Origin of the sequence: Microvirga pudoricolor (assembly GCF_016892705.1) — a bacterium.
Classification (GTDB): Bacteria; Pseudomonadota; Alphaproteobacteria; order Rhizobiales; family Beijerinckiaceae; genus Microvirga; species Microvirga pudoricolor.
Window position 1 is genome coordinate 136,646 of sequence record NZ_JAFEMB010000003.1, and the last position, 15,751, is coordinate 152,396.

Annotated in this window: 11 protein-coding genes; 1 reads left to right on the forward strand and 10 read right to left on the reverse strand. The window is 66.9% G+C overall.

Features of this window, described 5'->3' with window-relative positions:
• Window positions 1-88: 88 nt before the first annotated feature.
• The gene (locus ILT42_RS12350; RefSeq protein WP_204215916.1) at window positions 89-877 is read right to left on the reverse strand and encodes a dienelactone hydrolase family protein; all 789 of its coding nucleotides are present in this window, start codon (window positions 875-877) and stop codon (window positions 89-91) included.
• Between the two features lie 172 nt (window positions 878-1,049).
• On the opposite strand from ILT42_RS12350, the gene ILT42_RS12355 reads away from it, so the two are divergent.
• The gene (locus ILT42_RS12355) at window positions 1,050-3,092 is read left to right on the forward strand and encodes an AI-2E family transporter (RefSeq protein WP_204215917.1); all 2,043 of its coding nucleotides are present in this window, start codon (window positions 1,050-1,052) and stop codon (window positions 3,090-3,092) included.
• Between the two features lie 11 nt (window positions 3,093-3,103).
• On the opposite strand, the gene ILT42_RS12360 is transcribed toward ILT42_RS12355, so the two are convergent.
• The 9 genes from ILT42_RS12360 to ILT42_RS12400 form a co-directional block, all read right to left on the reverse strand.
• Window positions 3,104-3,931, reverse strand: a complete 828-nt coding sequence (locus ILT42_RS12360; RefSeq protein ID WP_204215918.1) for an ABC transporter ATP-binding protein — start codon at window positions 3,929-3,931, stop codon at window positions 3,104-3,106.
• Window positions 3,928-4,785 (reverse strand): ABC transporter ATP-binding protein, encoded by an 858-nt coding sequence (locus ILT42_RS12365; RefSeq protein ID WP_204215919.1) that lies wholly within the window; start codon window positions 4,783-4,785, stop codon window positions 3,928-3,930. The genes ILT42_RS12360 and ILT42_RS12365 overlap by 4 nt, the downstream gene beginning before the upstream one ends.
• A gap of 2 nt (window positions 4,786-4,787) precedes the next feature.
• A complete protein-coding gene (locus ILT42_RS12370; RefSeq protein WP_204215920.1) occupies window positions 4,788-5,702 on the reverse strand; it encodes an ABC transporter permease subunit in 915 nt (304 codons plus the stop codon).
• On the reverse strand, window positions 5,699-6,709 hold the full coding sequence (locus ILT42_RS12375; protein ID WP_204215921.1) for an ABC transporter permease subunit: 1,011 nt from the start codon (window positions 6,707-6,709) through the stop codon (window positions 5,699-5,701). Before ILT42_RS12375 ends, ILT42_RS12370 begins: the two co-directional genes overlap by 4 nt.
• A gap of 142 nt (window positions 6,710-6,851) precedes the next feature.
• Window positions 6,852-8,453: an ABC transporter substrate-binding protein gene (locus tag ILT42_RS12380; protein WP_204215922.1), complete on the reverse strand. Its 1,602-nt coding sequence runs from the start codon at window positions 8,451-8,453 to the stop codon at window positions 6,852-6,854.
• Window positions 8,454-8,727: 274 nt separating this feature from the next.
• Window positions 8,728-10,638, reverse strand: a complete 1,911-nt coding sequence (locus tag ILT42_RS12385; protein WP_204215923.1) for a response regulator — start codon at window positions 10,636-10,638, stop codon at window positions 8,728-8,730.
• Window positions 10,635-12,374 carry a response regulator gene (locus tag ILT42_RS12390; protein WP_204215924.1) on the reverse strand — a complete coding sequence of 580 codons (1,740 nt, stop codon included), beginning with the start codon at window positions 12,372-12,374 and terminating at the stop codon, window positions 10,635-10,637. Before ILT42_RS12390 ends, ILT42_RS12385 begins: the two co-directional genes overlap by 4 nt.
• The gene (gene cheB, locus ILT42_RS12395; protein ID WP_204215925.1) at window positions 12,371-13,444 is read right to left on the reverse strand and encodes a chemotaxis-specific protein-glutamate methyltransferase CheB; all 1,074 of its coding nucleotides are present in this window, start codon (window positions 13,442-13,444) and stop codon (window positions 12,371-12,373) included. Before cheB ends, ILT42_RS12390 begins: the two co-directional genes overlap by 4 nt.
• Window positions 13,441-15,750 carry a hybrid sensor histidine kinase/response regulator gene (locus ILT42_RS12400; RefSeq protein WP_204215926.1) on the reverse strand — a complete coding sequence of 770 codons (2,310 nt, stop codon included), beginning with the start codon at window positions 15,748-15,750 and terminating at the stop codon, window positions 13,441-13,443. The genes cheB and ILT42_RS12400 overlap by 4 nt, the downstream gene beginning before the upstream one ends.
• Between the last annotated feature and the right edge of the window lies 1 nt (window position 15,751).

A 15,751-nucleotide genomic window follows, 5' to 3' on the forward strand; every position in this document is an offset into this window, starting at 1 on the left:
AAATGGGACCCGGTTTTCGCCGCCGCGCATCCCGTGGTTCCGCTCGGGCGGCCCTTGCCCTTCGGAAGGCGTCATCGCGCAGGAGGCCTCAGCCCCCGGCCGGGACGGGCGCTTCGCCGGTGGCGGCGCGGGGTGCGCCCAAGGTTCTTTCCAGAAACGCGATCACCCGCCGGGTCGCATCGGCTTGGGCGGCGCCGTAGAAGCCGTGGCCCTGCCCCGGATAGACCTGAATCTCGTAGGCCGTGCCGCTCTGCTTCAGGAGTCCTTCCACTGCGTAGGCGTTGGCCACGGGCACGATGGGATCGACGGCCCCATGGAGGATCAAGGTCGGCGGCAGGCGCGCGTCCGGCGCGATGGCGCCCTGCGGGAGGGGCCCGAAGTAATCGACCAGCGCCCGGACCCGACGGTCGCCACTCGCCACCGTCATGCCGAGCGCTGCGCCGAGCGAAATGCCCACGATGCCGATGCGGCTCGGATCCACCTCGGGCCGACCGGCCACGAAGGCGAGAGCATCCTGCACGGTCTCGACCCAAGGCATGAAGTTCTGGAACAAGGTCGAGAAATTGGCCCGCCGCTGGCCGGTCCGGTCGAGGTAATGCACCAGGTAGACCTGATAACCCGCCGCCGCCACGGCCCGGGCGCCCTCGACATATTGCCGATTGTTGCTCAGGCCGTCGGCCCCGTGGAGCATGAGCACGGCCGGGCGCCGTGCTCCGGCCGCCCCGAAAGCCTCGACGGTGATCGCCTGGCCGCCGCTAGCGAAGCTGAGGCGTTGTGGAAGCGCTATCATCCTGTCTCGCTTGAGTTCTTGCGCCTGAATCGCCGGAGCCGTCATTGCGGCCGCTCCGAGCAGAAGCGCCCGTCTGGACATGGTCATGGACACTCTCTGGGAAGGAAATCCGATCCGGATATGGCGACGGAGCCACGGCCGGGAAAGCGAGGCGAAAAGCCCCAGGTTGAGGCCTCGAAATAACTCATCGGCGCGGGGGATCGTTCGGAACCGCCGCACGTTGATGTGAGCGCCAATGCCGCGCTTGATCGAGACGCCGATGCCCCTTCAGCCCACGCCCACGCCTGAACCGCAGCAGACGGAGGTTCCTCCTCCGAACCTTCCGGGCATCCATGGCTTGCTGACGCTCGCCGTGGCCGTGGTGGTCCTAACGGCGCTCTACGTGGGCCGCGAGGTCTTCCTACCCATGACCCTGGCGATCCTGCTCGCCTTCGTCATCGCGCCCTTCATGGAGCTGTTGCGCCGCTGGCATCTCGGCCGGGTGCCGTCGGTGGTCCTCTCCATGCTGGTGGTGATGGGCATCCTCGGATCGCTCGGTAGCGTCATCGGCTATCAGCTCGCGGGCCTCGCCTCGGATCTGCCCACCTATCAGGTGACCGTCAAACAGAAGATGGCGTCCCTGCACGACGGCGCGCTGGGACGGATCCCCGAGATGATCCGCCGGATCGGCAACGAGCTCGAGCGCGCCACGACCGAGCCCGCCAAGCCCGCCGAAACCCCCGACGCGCAGGCGCCGGCCGCTCCGCCCGAGCCCGCGCCCTTGCCGGTCGAGGTGCACGAGCCCGACGCCACCCCGCTCGAACTGGCGCAGAATATCCTGCTTCCGGCCATCAAGCCCTTGGCCACCATGGGTATCGTCCTGGTGGTCCTGATCTTCATCCTCCTGCAGCGGGAAGATCTGCGCGACCGGATGATCCGGCTTTTCGGCTCCAGCGATCTCCATCGCACCACCGTCGCCATGGACGACGCCGCGCGGCGTCTCAGCCGCTACTTCCTGATGCAGCTCGGCCTCAACGCATCCTTCGGCCTCTTCATCGCCGTCGGTCTCTGGGCCATCGGCGTCCCGAGCCCGATCCTGTGGGGCATCTTCACGATGCTCATGCGCTTCGTGCCGTATATCGGATCCATCATCGCGGCCATCCTTCCGGCCGCCCTGGCGGCCGCGGTCGATCCGGGCTGGAACATGCTGATCCTGACCCTGGCGCTCTTCCTGATCTCAGAGCCCATCATGGGTCATCTCATCGAACCGCTCGTCTATGGGCAGAGCACCGGCCTGTCTCCCTTTTCGGTGGTGGTGGCGGCGATCTTCTGGACATGGCTGTGGGGGCCCATCGGCCTTCTCATCGCGACACCCCTGACCTTGTGCCTCGTGGTGCTGGGACGGCATGTGGAGCGGCTGGAGTTCCTGGACGTGCTCCTGGGCGACCGGCCCGCTCTGACACCCGCCGAGAACCTGTACCAGCGCATGCTGGCGGGCGATCCCGACGAGGCCCTGGAATCCGCCGAGCTTCTTCTCAAGGACCGCTCTCTGACGTCCTATTACGACGAGGTCGCCCTCGCGGGCCTGCAGCTCGCCGCCAACGACGCCAGCCGGGGCGTTCTGACGGGCGGGCAGCTCGACCGGGTGAAAGGCGTCATCGACGCTCTCGTGGCGGATCTGAGCGCCCACGAGGATGTGGAGCCGGAGCCGCAGGAGACCAAGGACGAGCCCGTCGCGCCGCCGCAGAACGCCAAACCCGACATCAAGCAGCCGGCCGTGGCCCCGGAGGCGTCGGCCTCCGACCGGATCGGGGAGAAGTGGAAGGCGAGCGGCGCGGTGATGTGCCTTGCCGGACGCGGGCCTCTCGACGAGGCGGCGTCGGAAATGCTGGGGCAGCTTCTCCAGAAGCATGGGCTCGGCTCGCAGGTGGTGCCGTATTCCTCGGTCTCGCGCTCTGGGATCGGGGCGCTCGACGCGACCGGCATCCAGATGATCTGCATCTCTTATCTGGAGATCTCCGGAACGCCCGCCCACCTGCGCTACCTGCTTCGCCGCCTGCGCAAGCGGCTGCCCGGCGTGACCATCCTGGTCGGGTTGTGGCCGGCCGAGGAGGCGATCCTCAAGGATGAGGCCCTGCGGGCGGTGGTAGGCGCGGATTACTACGTCACGACGCTGCGCGAGGCTGTGGTCCGGTCGCTCGAGGTCGCCACCAAGCAGACGCAATCGGCCGAGAATCCGGCTCCGTCGCCGTCCGAGCCGCCCGTCAAGGTGCGCATGCTCCAGGCCGTGCCCTCGGGGCCCTCAACCGCTCCAGCCGAGTGAAGAAAGGCGGCTCAGGCCGCCTTCTTTCTGGCAAGACGTGCGCGGATGCTGTTGGGGTCGGCGCGGGGCGTGGCCGCGAACAGGGTCCTGGTATAGGGGTGCTTGGGATCCGAGAACACCTCGTCGCGGGTGCCGTACTCGACCGCTTCGCCGAAATACATCACCATCACGTCGTCGGCGATATAGCGCACCACCGACAGGTCGTGGCTGATGAAGACGTAGGTCAGGTTGAACTCGTCCTGCAGGTCCGCCAGGAGATTCAGCACCTGCGCCTGGACCGAGAGGTCGAGCGCCGAGACGGGCTCGTCGAGCACCAGCAGGCTCGGGTTGAGCATCAGGGCGCGCGCGATTGCGATGCGCTGACGCTGCCCTCCCGAGAACATGTGCGGATACCGGTTGTAGTGCTCTTCGCCCAAGCCCACCTTCTTCAGCATCGCCATGGCGCGATCCCGGCGCTCGGAGGCCGGGACGTTGCCGTGGATCACGAGCGGGGCGCCCAGGACGTCGCCGATCTTCTGGCGCGGGTTCAGGGAGCTGTAGGGGTTCTGGAAGACGATCTGCACCTCGCGCCGCAGGTCCTTCGTGAGGTCGCCCTTGCTGATGTCGACCTTCTTGCCCTGGATGAAGAGGTCTCCGGACGTGGCAGGGTCGATCAGGGTGAGGATCCGCGCGAGCGTGGACTTGCCGCAGCCGCTCTCGCCCACGATGGCCAGAGTCTTGCCCTTCTCGACCGTGAAGCTCACGCCCTTCACGGCGTGCACGGTCGAGCCCTTGGAGAAGAGGCCGCCGGGGACGTGGTAGTCCCGCACGATGTTCTTGGCTTCGAGTACGACGCTCATGATACGGCCGCTCCGGCGATCTCGCTTCCGTCCTTGAAATAATCCGCGATGGTGGGCAGGCGGTCGCCCGTCGCGTTGTCGGGCAAGGCGGCGAGCAGTGCCTTGGTATAGTTGCTGCGCGGGTTCTCGAACAGGGTGAGCACATCCGCCTCTTCCATCTTGCGGCCCTTGTACTGGACCACGACCCGGTCGGCGGTCTCGGCCACGACGCCCATGTTGTGGGTGATCATGATCATGCCCATTCCGTGCTCGGCCTGAAGGTTCACGAGCAGGTCCAGGATCTGCTTCTGGATCGTCACGTCGAGGGCCGTGGTCGGCTCGTCGGCGATGAGCAGCTTCGGATTGCACGCGATGGCCATGGCGATCATCACGCGCTGGCACTGGCCCCCCGACATCTGGTGCGGGAACGAGCTCAGGCGCTCGGCCGGGTCGGGAATGCCCACCGCCGTCAGGAGCTCGATGGCGCGGGCGCGCCGTTGCCGGCGGCCCAGGCCGAGGTGGATCCGAAGGGTTTCCTCGATCTGGAACCCGACCGTGAAGCACGGGTTGAGGCTCGCCACCGGCTCCTGAAAGATCATGGCGATATCCTTGCCGATGATCTTGCGGCGCTCGGCGCCCGGCATCGTGAGGAGGTCGCGGCCGTTGAAGGTCATCGTGTCGGCCGTCACCTTGGCGGTCCAGGGCAGCAGGCCCATGACGGCGAGCATCGACACGGACTTGCCCGAGCCGGATTCGCCCACAATGGCCAGAACTTCGCGCTCGTGCACTTCCAGTGACACGCCGTCGACCGCCCGGAACATGCCCGTGGAGGTCTGGAACTCGACGACGAGGTTCTCGATTTCGAGAAGCGCCATGGTCAGGACCTCTTCAGCTTGGGATCGAGGGCGTCGCGCAGGCCGTCGCCGAGCAGGTTGAAGGCCAGCACCGTGATGAGGATGGCGAGGCCCGGGAAGGTCACCACCCACCAGGCCCGCAGCACGAACTCGCGGGCATCGGCCAGCATGGTGCCCCATTCGGGCGAGGGCGGCTGCGCGCCGAGGCCCAGGAAGCCCAGCGCCGCCGCGTCGAGGATGGCGGTGGAGATGCCCAGCGAGGCCTGCACGATCAGGGGCGCGGTGCAGTTCGGCAGCACTTCCTTGAACATGAGCCGCAGGGTTCCGGCCCCGCTGACGCGGGCCGCCATCACGTAATCCTTCGAGGTTTCGGTGATCACCGCCGCACGGGCGAGGCGAACGTAATGCGGCAGGATCACGAGGGCGACCGCGATCATGGAGTTCATGAGGCCGGGCCCGAGCACCGCCACGATCACGATCGCGAGGAGCAGGCTCGGCAGGGTGAGGATGATGTCCATCAATCGCATGATGAGGATCTCCGTCACGCCGCGCACGAAGCCCGCCACGAGGCCGAGCACCGTGCCGAGCACGATGGAGATCGCCACGACCACGATGCCGATGAGCAGCGACAGGCGCGCGCCGTAGATCAGGCGCGAGAGGATGTCGCGGCCGATCGCGTCGGTGCCGAGCGGGTAGGCGAGGGATCCGCCTTCCTGCCAGAAGGGCGGCTTTAACGCGATGGTGGTGTCGGTGATGTAGGGCGAGTGGGGCGCCAGCACGTCCGCCAGCAGGGCCACGAGCACCACGGTGACGATCACCACGAGGCCTGCCACGGCCCCCTTGTTGGCGCTGAAATAGCTCCAGAACTCCCGGAGCGGGTGGGGCGGCGTGGCCGTCGGCACGGCGACGGCCGGGGTGTCCATGGTTTCAGCGGTCATCGGTTATGCCTGATGCGCGGGTTGATGAGACCATAAGCGAGGTCCACGAGAAGGTTCACGGCCATGACGACGATGCCGAGCAGCAGGGCTCCGCCCTGGAGCACCGGGTAGTCGCGGCGGAAGATGGCGTCGATCATCCACTTGCCGATGCCCGGCCAGGAGAAGATCGTCTCGGTCAGGATCGCTCCGGTGAAGAGCACGCCCACCTGGAGGCCGATGACGGTGACGACCGGAATCAGCGCATTGCGCAGGGCATGGAGGGTCACGACCCGGAACCAGGGCAGGCCCTTGGCCTTGGCGGTGCGGATGTAATCCTCGCCCAGGACCTCCAGCATCGCCGAGCGGGTCATGCGGGCGATGACCGCCAGCGGCACCGTGCCCAGCACGATGGTGGGCAGGATCAGGTGCTCGACGGCGGACTTGAACGCGCCTTCCTCGCCGGACAGCCAGGAATCGATCAGCAGGAATCCCGTCACCGGCTCGATGTAATAGAGCACGTCGATGCGCCCCGAGACGGGGGTCCAGCCGAGCTGCACCGAGAAGAGCAGGATCAGGATCAGGCCCCACCAGAAGATCGGCATGGAGTATCCGGTGAGCGAGATCCCCATGACGCCGTGGTCGAAGATCGAATTTCGTCGGATCGCCGCGATCATGCCCGCCGGCAAGCCCAGCACGAGGGCGAAGATGATGGCGCACAAGGCCAGTTCGACGGTCGCCGGGAACAGGGCGTTGAACTCGGTGAGCACGCTCTCCTGCGTGATCAGGGACTTGCCGAGATCGCCCTGGAGAACGCGGGCCACATAGATGCCGTACTGGACGAAGATCGGCTTGTCGAAGCCGAACTCCTTGCGCAGTTGCTCATGGCGCGCGGGATCGATGCCGCGTTCGCCCGCGAGCGTCTCGATGGGATCGCCCGGCACGAGGCGGATGAGGAAGAAAGCCAGCATGGTGATCCCGATGAAGGTCGGAATGACGAGGCTGACGCGAGTCAGGATAAATCGAAGCATCGCTAGAACATTTCAGGCGAAGTGAGGTCCGTAAGGCCAAAGGAAGCGCGGCCCTTAATCCAATTCCGGGCGGAACTCTACCCCGGAATGAAAAAAGCGGAGCGGCCATAGAGCCGCTCCGCCCGCTCAAGAAGGCGATGCCTTACTTGCCCTTGATGTCCACGCCGTAGAACGTGTGGCGGCCAAACGGCGAGAGCTTGAAGTCCACGACTTCCTTGCGCACCGGCTTCAGCTGCACCGCGTGAGCGATGGTGAACCACGGAGCCTGCTCCTTGAAGATCACCTGGGCCTGCTCGTAGAGCTTGGTGCGCTCGGCCTGGTTCGACGTCACCTTCGCCTTGGAGACGAGATCCTCGAACGGCTTGTAGCAGAACTTGGCGATGTTCGAGCCGGAGGCCGACTGAGCCGAGGCGCAGCCCAGCAGGGTGTTCAGGAAGTTGTCCGGGTCGCCGTTGTCGCCCGTCCAGCCGAGCTGGGCGGTCTGGTGCTCACCGGCCTGGGCGCGCTTGCGGTACTCGCCCCACTCGAAGCTCTTGATCTCGGCCTTGATGCCGACCTTGGCGAGGTCCGCCTGCATCAATTCCGCGATCCGGCGAGCGTTCGGGTTGTAGGGACGCTGCACGGGCATCGCCCAGAGATCCGTCTCGAGACCGTTCGGGTAGCCGGCCTCCGCAAGCAGCTTCTTGGCGGCTTCCGGGTTGTACTCGTCGTCCTTGACCGAGTCGTTGTACGACCACATGGACGGCGGGATCGGGTTCTTGGCCGGCACGCCGGTGCTCAGGAACACGGCTTCGACGATCGCCTTCTTGTTCATGGCCATGTTCATGGCCTTGCGGACGCGCACGTCGTCGAAGGGCTTCTTGGTGGTGTTGTAGGCCAGGTAGCCGATGTTCAGGCCCGCCTGGTCGAGGATCGTGACGTTCGGGTCCTTCTTCATGGCGTCCAGGTCGGCCGGGTTCGGATACGGCATGACATGGCACTCGCCCTTCTGGACCTTGGCCCAGCGCACGGACGGATCGGGCGTGATCGCGAAGACCAGATCGTCAAGCTTGGCCTTGCCGGCCCAGTATTCCGGGAACGCCTTGTAGCGGACGATGGCGTCCTTCTGGTACTGCACCAGGTAGAACGGGCCCGTGCCGATCGGCTCTTGGTCGATCTTCTCCGGCGTGCCGGCTTTCAGCATCGCGTCGGCGTATTCCTTGGACTGGACGCCGGCCCATTGCATGGCCAGGTTCGACAGGAACGGAGCCTCGGGCTGGTTCAGGGTGATCTTGACCGTGTAGTCGTCCACCTTCTCGACCGACTTCAGGAGCTTGGGCATGCCCATGTCGGTGAAGTAGGAGTGGTTCGGGCTCGTCACCTTGAAGAACGGGTGATCTTCCTTCCACTGGCGCTCGAGCATGAACACGATGTCGTCGGCGTTCATGTTGCGGGTGGGCTTGAAGTTCTTGTTGGTGTGCCACTTCACGTTCTTGCGGAGGTGGAACGTGTAGACGGTGCCGTCCTCGGAGATGTCCCACTTCTCGGCCAGGCCCGGCTCGACCTTGGTGCCGCCGCGCTCGAAATCGACGATGTTGTCGTAGATCTGCTCGGTCACGTCGAAGGAGGTGCCGGTGGTGTTGACGCCCGGATAGAAATTCTCGGGGCTTCCCTCGGAGCAATAAACGAGGGTCTTGGCGGCCAGCGGAGCGGCGGCCAGGAATGCGGGAACGCAAACAGCTGCAAGAAGAGCTGATTTCTTCATTCTGGTTGTCCTCTGAGACGGCTCTGGATTATGGCCGTTCTGGGACGAAGTTAAGGTGCGAAGCGCGCGCAAAGTCAATCGGTTGCCTGTTTTGTGGTCAAATTTCCTATGGTTTATAGCGTTACGCGTTTCAAGGGCCGGGTGACGCCCTGTCAAGACCTTGAAATGATTGGGGGAGTCGCAACCGAGGGTCGCGGCCTTGAAGCCGCCTCAGGGGTGAAGAAAGCGTAAACAGCCGGACGGAACCGTTAACACTAACGATCAATTCTTCGTTCTAGAGGTCTCTTGCCCCGGGATCGTCGATCAGGTTCGTGACCTGGACGGCCAGCTCTTTCCGGCCGAACGGCTTGTTGAGCACCGGATATCCTTCGGGAACCTTCTCGGGGTCGGCATAGCCCGTCACCAGGAGGGTGCGAAGGCCGGACCGGAGCTTGCGGGCCTGGACGGCCAGCTCGAGGCCGGTCATCTCCGGCATGGCGAAATCCGCCACCAGGAGATCGACATCGGCCGCCTGGGCGATGATCTCGAGCGCGGAGGCGCCGCTGGGAGCCTCCGTGACCTGATGGCCCATCTCGTTCAGATAGGCGGCCGTGACGCTGCGCACTTCCGCGTCATCGTCCACGAGGAGGATATGGGCCTTCACGGACGCTTCGACCCCGGCCGGATCCTCGTCGCCGGCGGGGACGGCGGGGGTGGCGGAGCGCGCCAGATAAAGGTCGACCTGGGTGCCCTGGCCGAGCACGCTCCTGATCGTGACCGTTCCGCCGGATTGCTGGGCGAGCCCATAGACCATCGGCAGGCCGAGGCCGGTGCCCTTGCCCACCTCCTTCGTGGTGAAGAAGGGCTCGAACACGCGGTTGAGCACCTCCGGCGGCATGCCGACCCCCGAATCCGACACCGACACCACGACGTAATCTCCCGCCGCAAGGTCGGCGACATCGTCCTCGCCGACCGTGGCGTTCCGGGTCGAGAGGGTGAGCGTTCCGCTCTCCGGCATGGCGTCGCGGGCATTGATGCACAGGTTCAGGATCGCCAGTTCGAGCTGGTCCGGATCCACCGTGGCGCACCAGAGGTCTTCTGTCAGGGTCCGCTCGATGCGCAGGTGCGTTCCCAGGGTTCGCGTCAGCAGGTCGTTCATGTCATGGATGACCTGGGTCACGTCCACGGCCTGGAGGGTCAGGTCCCGCTGGCGGCTGAAGCTCAAGAGGCGCTGCGTCAGCGAGGCCCCCCGCTCCGCCGCGTAGATGGCGTTCTGGAGCAGCCGCGACAGCCGCGGATCGTCCGGCAGGCGGCGTGAGGCGAGGTCGAGGCTTCCCAGCACCGCCATGAGGAGGTTGTTGAAATCGTGCGCGACGCCCCCGGCCAGGGTGCCCAGGGCCTGCATCTTGTCCGCCTGGCGCAGGCGCATCTCCATGAGCTTGCGGTCCGTGATGTCGCGCTCGATGGCGGCCAGGTTCGTGACGGTGCCCTCCTGGTCCAGGATCGGGATCCGCTGCGTGAGGATCCAGCGCTGGCCACCATCGCCCACGGTCAGCTCCTCGATCGTCTCGATCGGGTGCGCCGCCGCGATCGCTTCCCGGTCCAGGCGCTCCACATCTTCGGCTTTCGAGGATGGGATGAAATCGCGCTCGTGGCAGCCGATTCCGTCTCCCGCCTGAATCCCAAGAGCACGGGCCTTGCTGCCGTTGAGCCGCACGAACCGGCCCTCGAGATCCTTGAAGGCGATGCCGTCCTCGGTGCTGTCCATGAGGCCGTGCAGGAGCGAGCGTTCGGTTTCCAGGCGCTGTGACAGGCGATGGCGCTCATAAGCCGAGGCCACCATGCTGTGCAGGGTGGAAGGGTCCCAGGGCTTGGGCACGTAGGCCATGATGCGGCCGTTGTTCACGGCCCCGATCACGGCTTTCAGGTCCGCGTAGCCGGTGAGAAGGATCGATTCGGCGTTGCTGAGGCTGCGGGCCTTGGTCAGAAACTCGTCGCCCTGCATTTCCGGCATGCGCTGGTCGGAAATGATGATGGCGATGTCGGGCTCGTTCTTCAGAATGTCCAGGGCCTGCAGGGGTGAGGTCGCCTTCAGGACGCGGTAATCGTCCTCGAACAGGTCCTCGAGCGCGACCAGGATGTCCGGTTCGTCGTCGACGACCAGGATCGTGCCCTGATCGAGATCGGGGCTGACCAGCGCATTCATGAGAGAGTCTGCCTTGGGATCATGATCGTGAAACGCGCGCCTCCTTGGGGGCCCGTATCCACTGAGATCGTTCCTTTATGAGCCTGGACAACGCTATAGGCGATTGCGAGACCAAGTCCAGTGCCGGTGCCGACGGGCTTGGTGGTGAAAAATGGTTCGAAGATCCGTTCTTTCAACTCGTCCGGGATGCCGGGCCCTGAATCGCAGATGCGGATCGCGTAGGTCGCGTCGTCGCTGTCCGTCTGGATCGTGATCGTGCCCGTATCGCCGATGGCGTCGGCCGCGTTGCCGATGACGTTCATGACCACCTGGTTGAGGAGAGCCGGCGAGCAATAGAGATCCGGCGCGGCGTGATAGTGGCGCACCACCTCGATCCGGCCGCCGAGCTTATGGCCCAGCAGGGCCAGCACCGTATCGATGGATTCGGGCACGTTGACGGTCTTGAGCTCGCCCTCGTCGAGCCGGGAGAAGCGGCGCAGGTTGAGCACGAGCTCCTGGATCCGGCCCAGGCCCAGCTTCATGGCGCCGATCCGTTCGCGGGACTTGCCGATCTTGGCCTCCAGGCCCGTCCCGGCCGGAAGCTTGCCCTCCACGTCGGACAGGAGACGCTCGACGGTGCCTTGATGGGCCAGGATGAAGGCGAGGGGGTTGTTGATCTCGTGGGCGATGCCGGCCACGAGTTCGCCCAGCGATGCCATCTTGGCCGCCTGCACGAGCTTGGCCTGGGTTTCCTTCAGCTGGTGGTTGGCCTGCTCCAGATCGTAGTTGGCCCGGGCCAGGGCACCCGCGAGGGACGCCCGCGCCTCGGCGGCGGCAGCCTCCGTCTTGGCCCGCTCGAGGGCGAGCTCCCGCTGGCGCAGCTCCGTCTCGATGCGGCTGTTCTCGTCCTGGAGGAGCTTGCGCCGCACAAGGGCCCGGATGCGCACCCGGAACACGTCGGCCTCGGCGGCGGCCGGGATGATGTCGTCGGCGCCCGCCGCGAAGGTGCGGGACAGGGCATTGCCGCCCTCCTCGTTGCCGAGGCCCACGATGTAGAAGCTCGGCACGTCCAGGCCCGGCAGGGGAGCGACGCCCCGGTAGGCGTTGAGCTGGCGGCACAGGTCGACCCCGTCGAAGCCGGGGCTCAGCACGTTGACGATCACGCAATCCCAGGAGGCCGGGGCCGCCCCCACCAGGCGCAGGGCCTCGTCGGGGTCGCCCGCCATGGTCACGTCGTATCCCTCGCGGGCCAGGATGTCCCTCAGATAGGCCTGGTAGGTGGGGCTGTCCTCCACGGCGAGGATCCGGGCCCGGCGGAAGCTGCCGAAGCTCGAGACCTCGGTTCCGGCCTCCGGCTCGGCCGAGGTGGCGCGCCGGCGCAGGAGCGCCTTGATCCGCAGGATGATGAGATCCTGGTCGGCGGATTTGGACACGTAGGCGTCGGCGCCGCTTTCCAGCCCCTGGCGCTCCATGCCGCGCTCGCGGGCTTCCGTCAGCATGAGGACGGGGATCGCCCGCGTGCGCATGTTGAGGCGCATCTGCCGCGACAGCTCGTCCCCGTTCATGCCGGGCAGGTGATAATCCGAAATCACGAGGTCGGGCAGGCGCTCGTTCAGGCTGTCGAGGGCGGCTTCCGCCGTGGCCTGCCATGCAACGTTGAAGCCGTTGCTCTCCAGGACGTACCGGAGCTGCAAGGCCTGGGTTTCCGAATCCTCCACCAGGAGGATCCGGGCCGCGCGCGCCTCGAGAGCGTTCATTCGCCCTCTCCCCGCGCCAGGCCGAGAAGGCGCGGCGCGATGAGGTCGAGGGGCAGGCTCGCGCGCGCCCCGCCCATGCGCACGGCGGCGGCGGGCATGCCGTAGACCACCGCTGTGCTCTCGTGCTCCGCCAGGGTGTAGCCGCCGGCCTGTCGCATCTCCACCAGCCCCTGCGCCCCGTCCTCGCCCATGCCGGTGAGGAGCACGCCGATGCCTCTGGGGCCGGCGAACTGCGCCATGGATCGGAACAGGTAGGTGGCGGAGGGCCGTTGGCTTCCGATGGGAGGATCGGCGCTGAGGCGCAGGGCCCCAGTGGAGGACAGGGCCAGATGCCGATCCCCCGGCGCCACGTAGACTCGGCCCGCGGCCGGCACCTCGCCCTCCTGGGCCAGGCGCACGTCGAGGGATGTGAGCCCGTTCAGCCAGGACGCGAACCCCTCCATGAAGGGGGCTCCCATGTGCTGGACGAGCAGGATCGGGATCGGGAAGTCCGCCGGAAAGGCGCCCAGCACCTTGGCGAGGGCCGGGGGGCCGCCCGTGGAGGCCGCGATCGCCATGAGGGCGGGGCGCGCCGAGGCCCACAGGTCTTCCCTTTCGGAGCGCGGAGGGTTCGTGGGCGGGCGCCAGCTGAAGCTGCGCTGCCGCACCACGGGCACCTGGCTCATGATGTAGAGCTGGGTGCAGATGGTGGACGCGATCGCATCGTAGCCGGCGCTCGTGACGCCCACGGGTTTTTCCACCACCGACAGGGCGCCGGCCCGCAGGGCGTTCATGGAGATCTTGAGGGACGAATCCTCGATCGAATCGGCGATGACCACGATAGGCGTGGGCCGCTCGGCCATGATGCGCCGGGTCGCCTCCAGGCCGTCCATGCCGGGAAGGCGGATGTCCATGGAGACCACGTCCGGCTGCACGCGGCCGATCTCCTGCAAGGCCTCCTCGGCGGAGGCCACCGTGGCGGCCACGATCAGGCGCGGGTCGCGGGCGATGATGTGGGCGAGAAGCTGGCGGATCACGAGGGAATCCTCGACCACCATCACGCGGACGCGCGATTGGGAAGAGGGGATCATAGGAGCTGTCCGATCGTGCCGAGCAGCTCGCGCTGGTCGAACTTCTGCTTGGTGATGTAGGCGCTCGCCCCGAGGTCGAGGCCCCGGCGCACATCCTCCGGATCGTCCCTGGAGGTCATGAGAATGACGGGCAGGGAGGCCAGGCGGGCATCAGCCTTGACGGCCTGGAGCAGGCCGAAGCCGTCCATGCGCGGCATCTCCACGTCGGCGATCACGAGGTCGACCACGGCCTCGCCGGAGCGCAGCAGGTTGAGGGCATCGAGCCCGTCGACGCTGAGCACCACCCGGTAGCCCTGGGCTTCCAGGATGCTCTTCTCCAGGGTGCGGGTCGTAATGGAATCGTCCACCACGAGGATCGTGGTGGCGCGCTTCTCGGCCTTCGGAGCCCATTCGGCCAGGCCGAGCCCTCCGGCCGCGAGGCGGCTCTCGTTGCGAACCCAGTGCTCGACCAGGGCTTCCGGGCTCAGCACCAGGGCCGGAAGCTCGTCTTCCAGCAGCACGGTGCCGGAGACGGTCTCATCGAGCCCGATGGCATCGACATCGCCCACCAGCATGGTGCGCACGTCTTGGAACACATTCACGGCCAGGGCGCAGTGACGGGCACCCTGGCGAACCAGCACTGCCTTCACGCTTCCGGCCTCGATCGGTATGGGGGCATTCAAGGATCCTGTGAGGGCCGCGAGCGCGACCACAGGGACCATAACGTCCTGCCCCCCGACCTCGATCCGTGCGACAGGTCGTCCTTCCACACTTTCCAGGCGGGCGGCGGGCAGGCGCAGGAGGCGATCGATGTTGTGGGTGGGCAGGCCGTACATGCGGCCCTCCGCCTCCACCAGGAGGAGCGACTGCCGGGCGGCCGTGAACGGCACCGACAGGTGCGCCTCGGCCCCGGCCGGGTGGCGCTGGCGCAGGCGCACCGAGCCGTGCAGGCGGCGCACCGCCTCGGCCACCACGGAAAGGCCCATGCCGCGCCCGGACATCTTGTCCACGGTGGCGGCCGTGGAGAATCCCGGCGCGAAGACGAGGGACAGGAGCTGGTCGGCCGGCGGCATCATCTCGCCGCGCCTGCGCTCGGGCAGGAGGCCGCGCTGGACCGCGACCGCCTCGATCCGGTTGAGATCGGGGCCGCGTCCGTCGTCGCGGATGCTGATCTCCAGGCGGCCGCCCTTCGAGGCGAATTCGAGGCTCACCTCCGCCTCGTCGGGCTTGCGGCGCGTCCGGCGCTCGTCGGGCGTCTCGATGCCGTGGTTCACCGCGTTGCGCAGGAGGTGCATCACCGGGTCCTTGAGGGCCTGGAGCACCCGCCGATCCGCCTGGATGTCGAGGCCCGCCGTGCGCACGCGGACGGCCTTGCCCTCCTGGCGGGCCAGGTCCCGCACCATGTGGCCGAAGCTGCCGAACACCGTCTCGACGGACACGAGCGATACCCGGTCGATGTTCTCCCGCACCGCGTGGGCGGCCTGCTCCGTGGCCCAGGCGAGCTGGCGCTGCTCACGGGACAGGGCCGAGAGGCGGCGGAACAGGCCTTTCAGGTTCTGATCGAACTCCTTCAGGCGGGGCCCGAGGGAGCGCGGGACGGCGCCGCCCTGGCCATTGGCCCGCTGGGAGACCGTCACCAGGGCCGAGACCTGCACCTGCAGGGCGTCCCAGCTTCGGCGCAAGCCGCGCAACTCGGAATCGACCTGGGAAATCGCGTCCGAGATGGCCTCCTCGGCCTGCAGGTCGGCCATGAGCTGGTGCATGGAGCCCGACAATTCCTCGATCTGCTCGGCGGCCACGCGCAGGTAGGTGCTGCCCGCCTCGCCGGGCGGCGGCTCGGGGGCCAGGATGGGGTCTGCGGACGCCGGCGCGGGATGGGGCGCCGGGGCTTGGGACACTGGGGCTTGGGGCGTGGCGGGAAGGGCAGCGGGAGCCGGGGGAGGCGCGCTGTCGCCGCCCAGGAGGCGGTCCAGAGCCGAAAGAGCGGCCGTGGGCGCGAACGTGCTGGCCGGGTTGTCGATCTCGGCCACCAGATCCTCGATGCCGTCGAGACCGGTTCGAAGCGCCGCGATCGTGGGCGGATCCAGTGTTCTCCGGCCTTCCAGGATCTGCGAGAACAGGGCTTCCAGGCGATGGGCCAGGTCCTCCACGGCGGGCAGGTCCACAGCCCGCGCCGCGCCTTTCAGGCTGTGGGCGCGCCGGAACACGTCCGCCATGTCGAAGGCCGCGCCCGCCTCGGCCCGGTCGAGAGCATGGCGGATCGTGCCGAGATGCTCGCGGTGCTCGGACTCGAAAGCGGCCAGGAGTTGCTTGCGGATATCCGTCACG

Coding starts and splice junctions, on each gene's coding strand:
- ILT42_RS12350 (WP_204215916.1), bottom strand. CDS start 877: ATGACCATGTCCAGACGGGCGCTTCTGCTCGGAGCGGCCGCAATGACG.
- ILT42_RS12380 (WP_204215922.1), bottom strand. CDS start 8,453: ATGAAGAAATCAGCTCTTCTTGCAGCTGTTTGCGTTCCCGCATTCCTG.
- ILT42_RS12355 (WP_204215917.1), top strand. CDS start 1,050: ATGCCCCTTCAGCCCACGCCCACGCCTGAACCGCAGCAGACGGAGGTT.
- ILT42_RS12375 (WP_204215921.1), bottom strand. CDS start 6,709: ATGCTTCGATTTATCCTGACTCGCGTCAGCCTCGTCATTCCGACCTTC.
- ILT42_RS12360 (WP_204215918.1), bottom strand. CDS start 3,931: ATGAGCGTCGTACTCGAAGCCAAGAACATCGTGCGGGACTACCACGTC.
- ILT42_RS12365 (WP_204215919.1), bottom strand. CDS start 4,785: ATGGCGCTTCTCGAAATCGAGAACCTCGTCGTCGAGTTCCAGACCTCC.
- ILT42_RS12390 (WP_204215924.1), bottom strand. CDS start 12,374: ATGAACGCTCTCGAGGCGCGCGCGGCCCGGATCCTCCTGGTGGAGGAT.
- cheB (WP_204215925.1), bottom strand. CDS start 13,444: ATGATCCCCTCTTCCCAATCGCGCGTCCGCGTGATGGTGGTCGAGGAT.
- ILT42_RS12370 (WP_204215920.1), bottom strand. CDS start 5,702: ATGACCGCTGAAACCATGGACACCCCGGCCGTCGCCGTGCCGACGGCC.
- ILT42_RS12385 (WP_204215923.1), bottom strand. CDS start 10,638: ATGAATGCGCTGGTCAGCCCCGATCTCGATCAGGGCACGATCCTGGTC.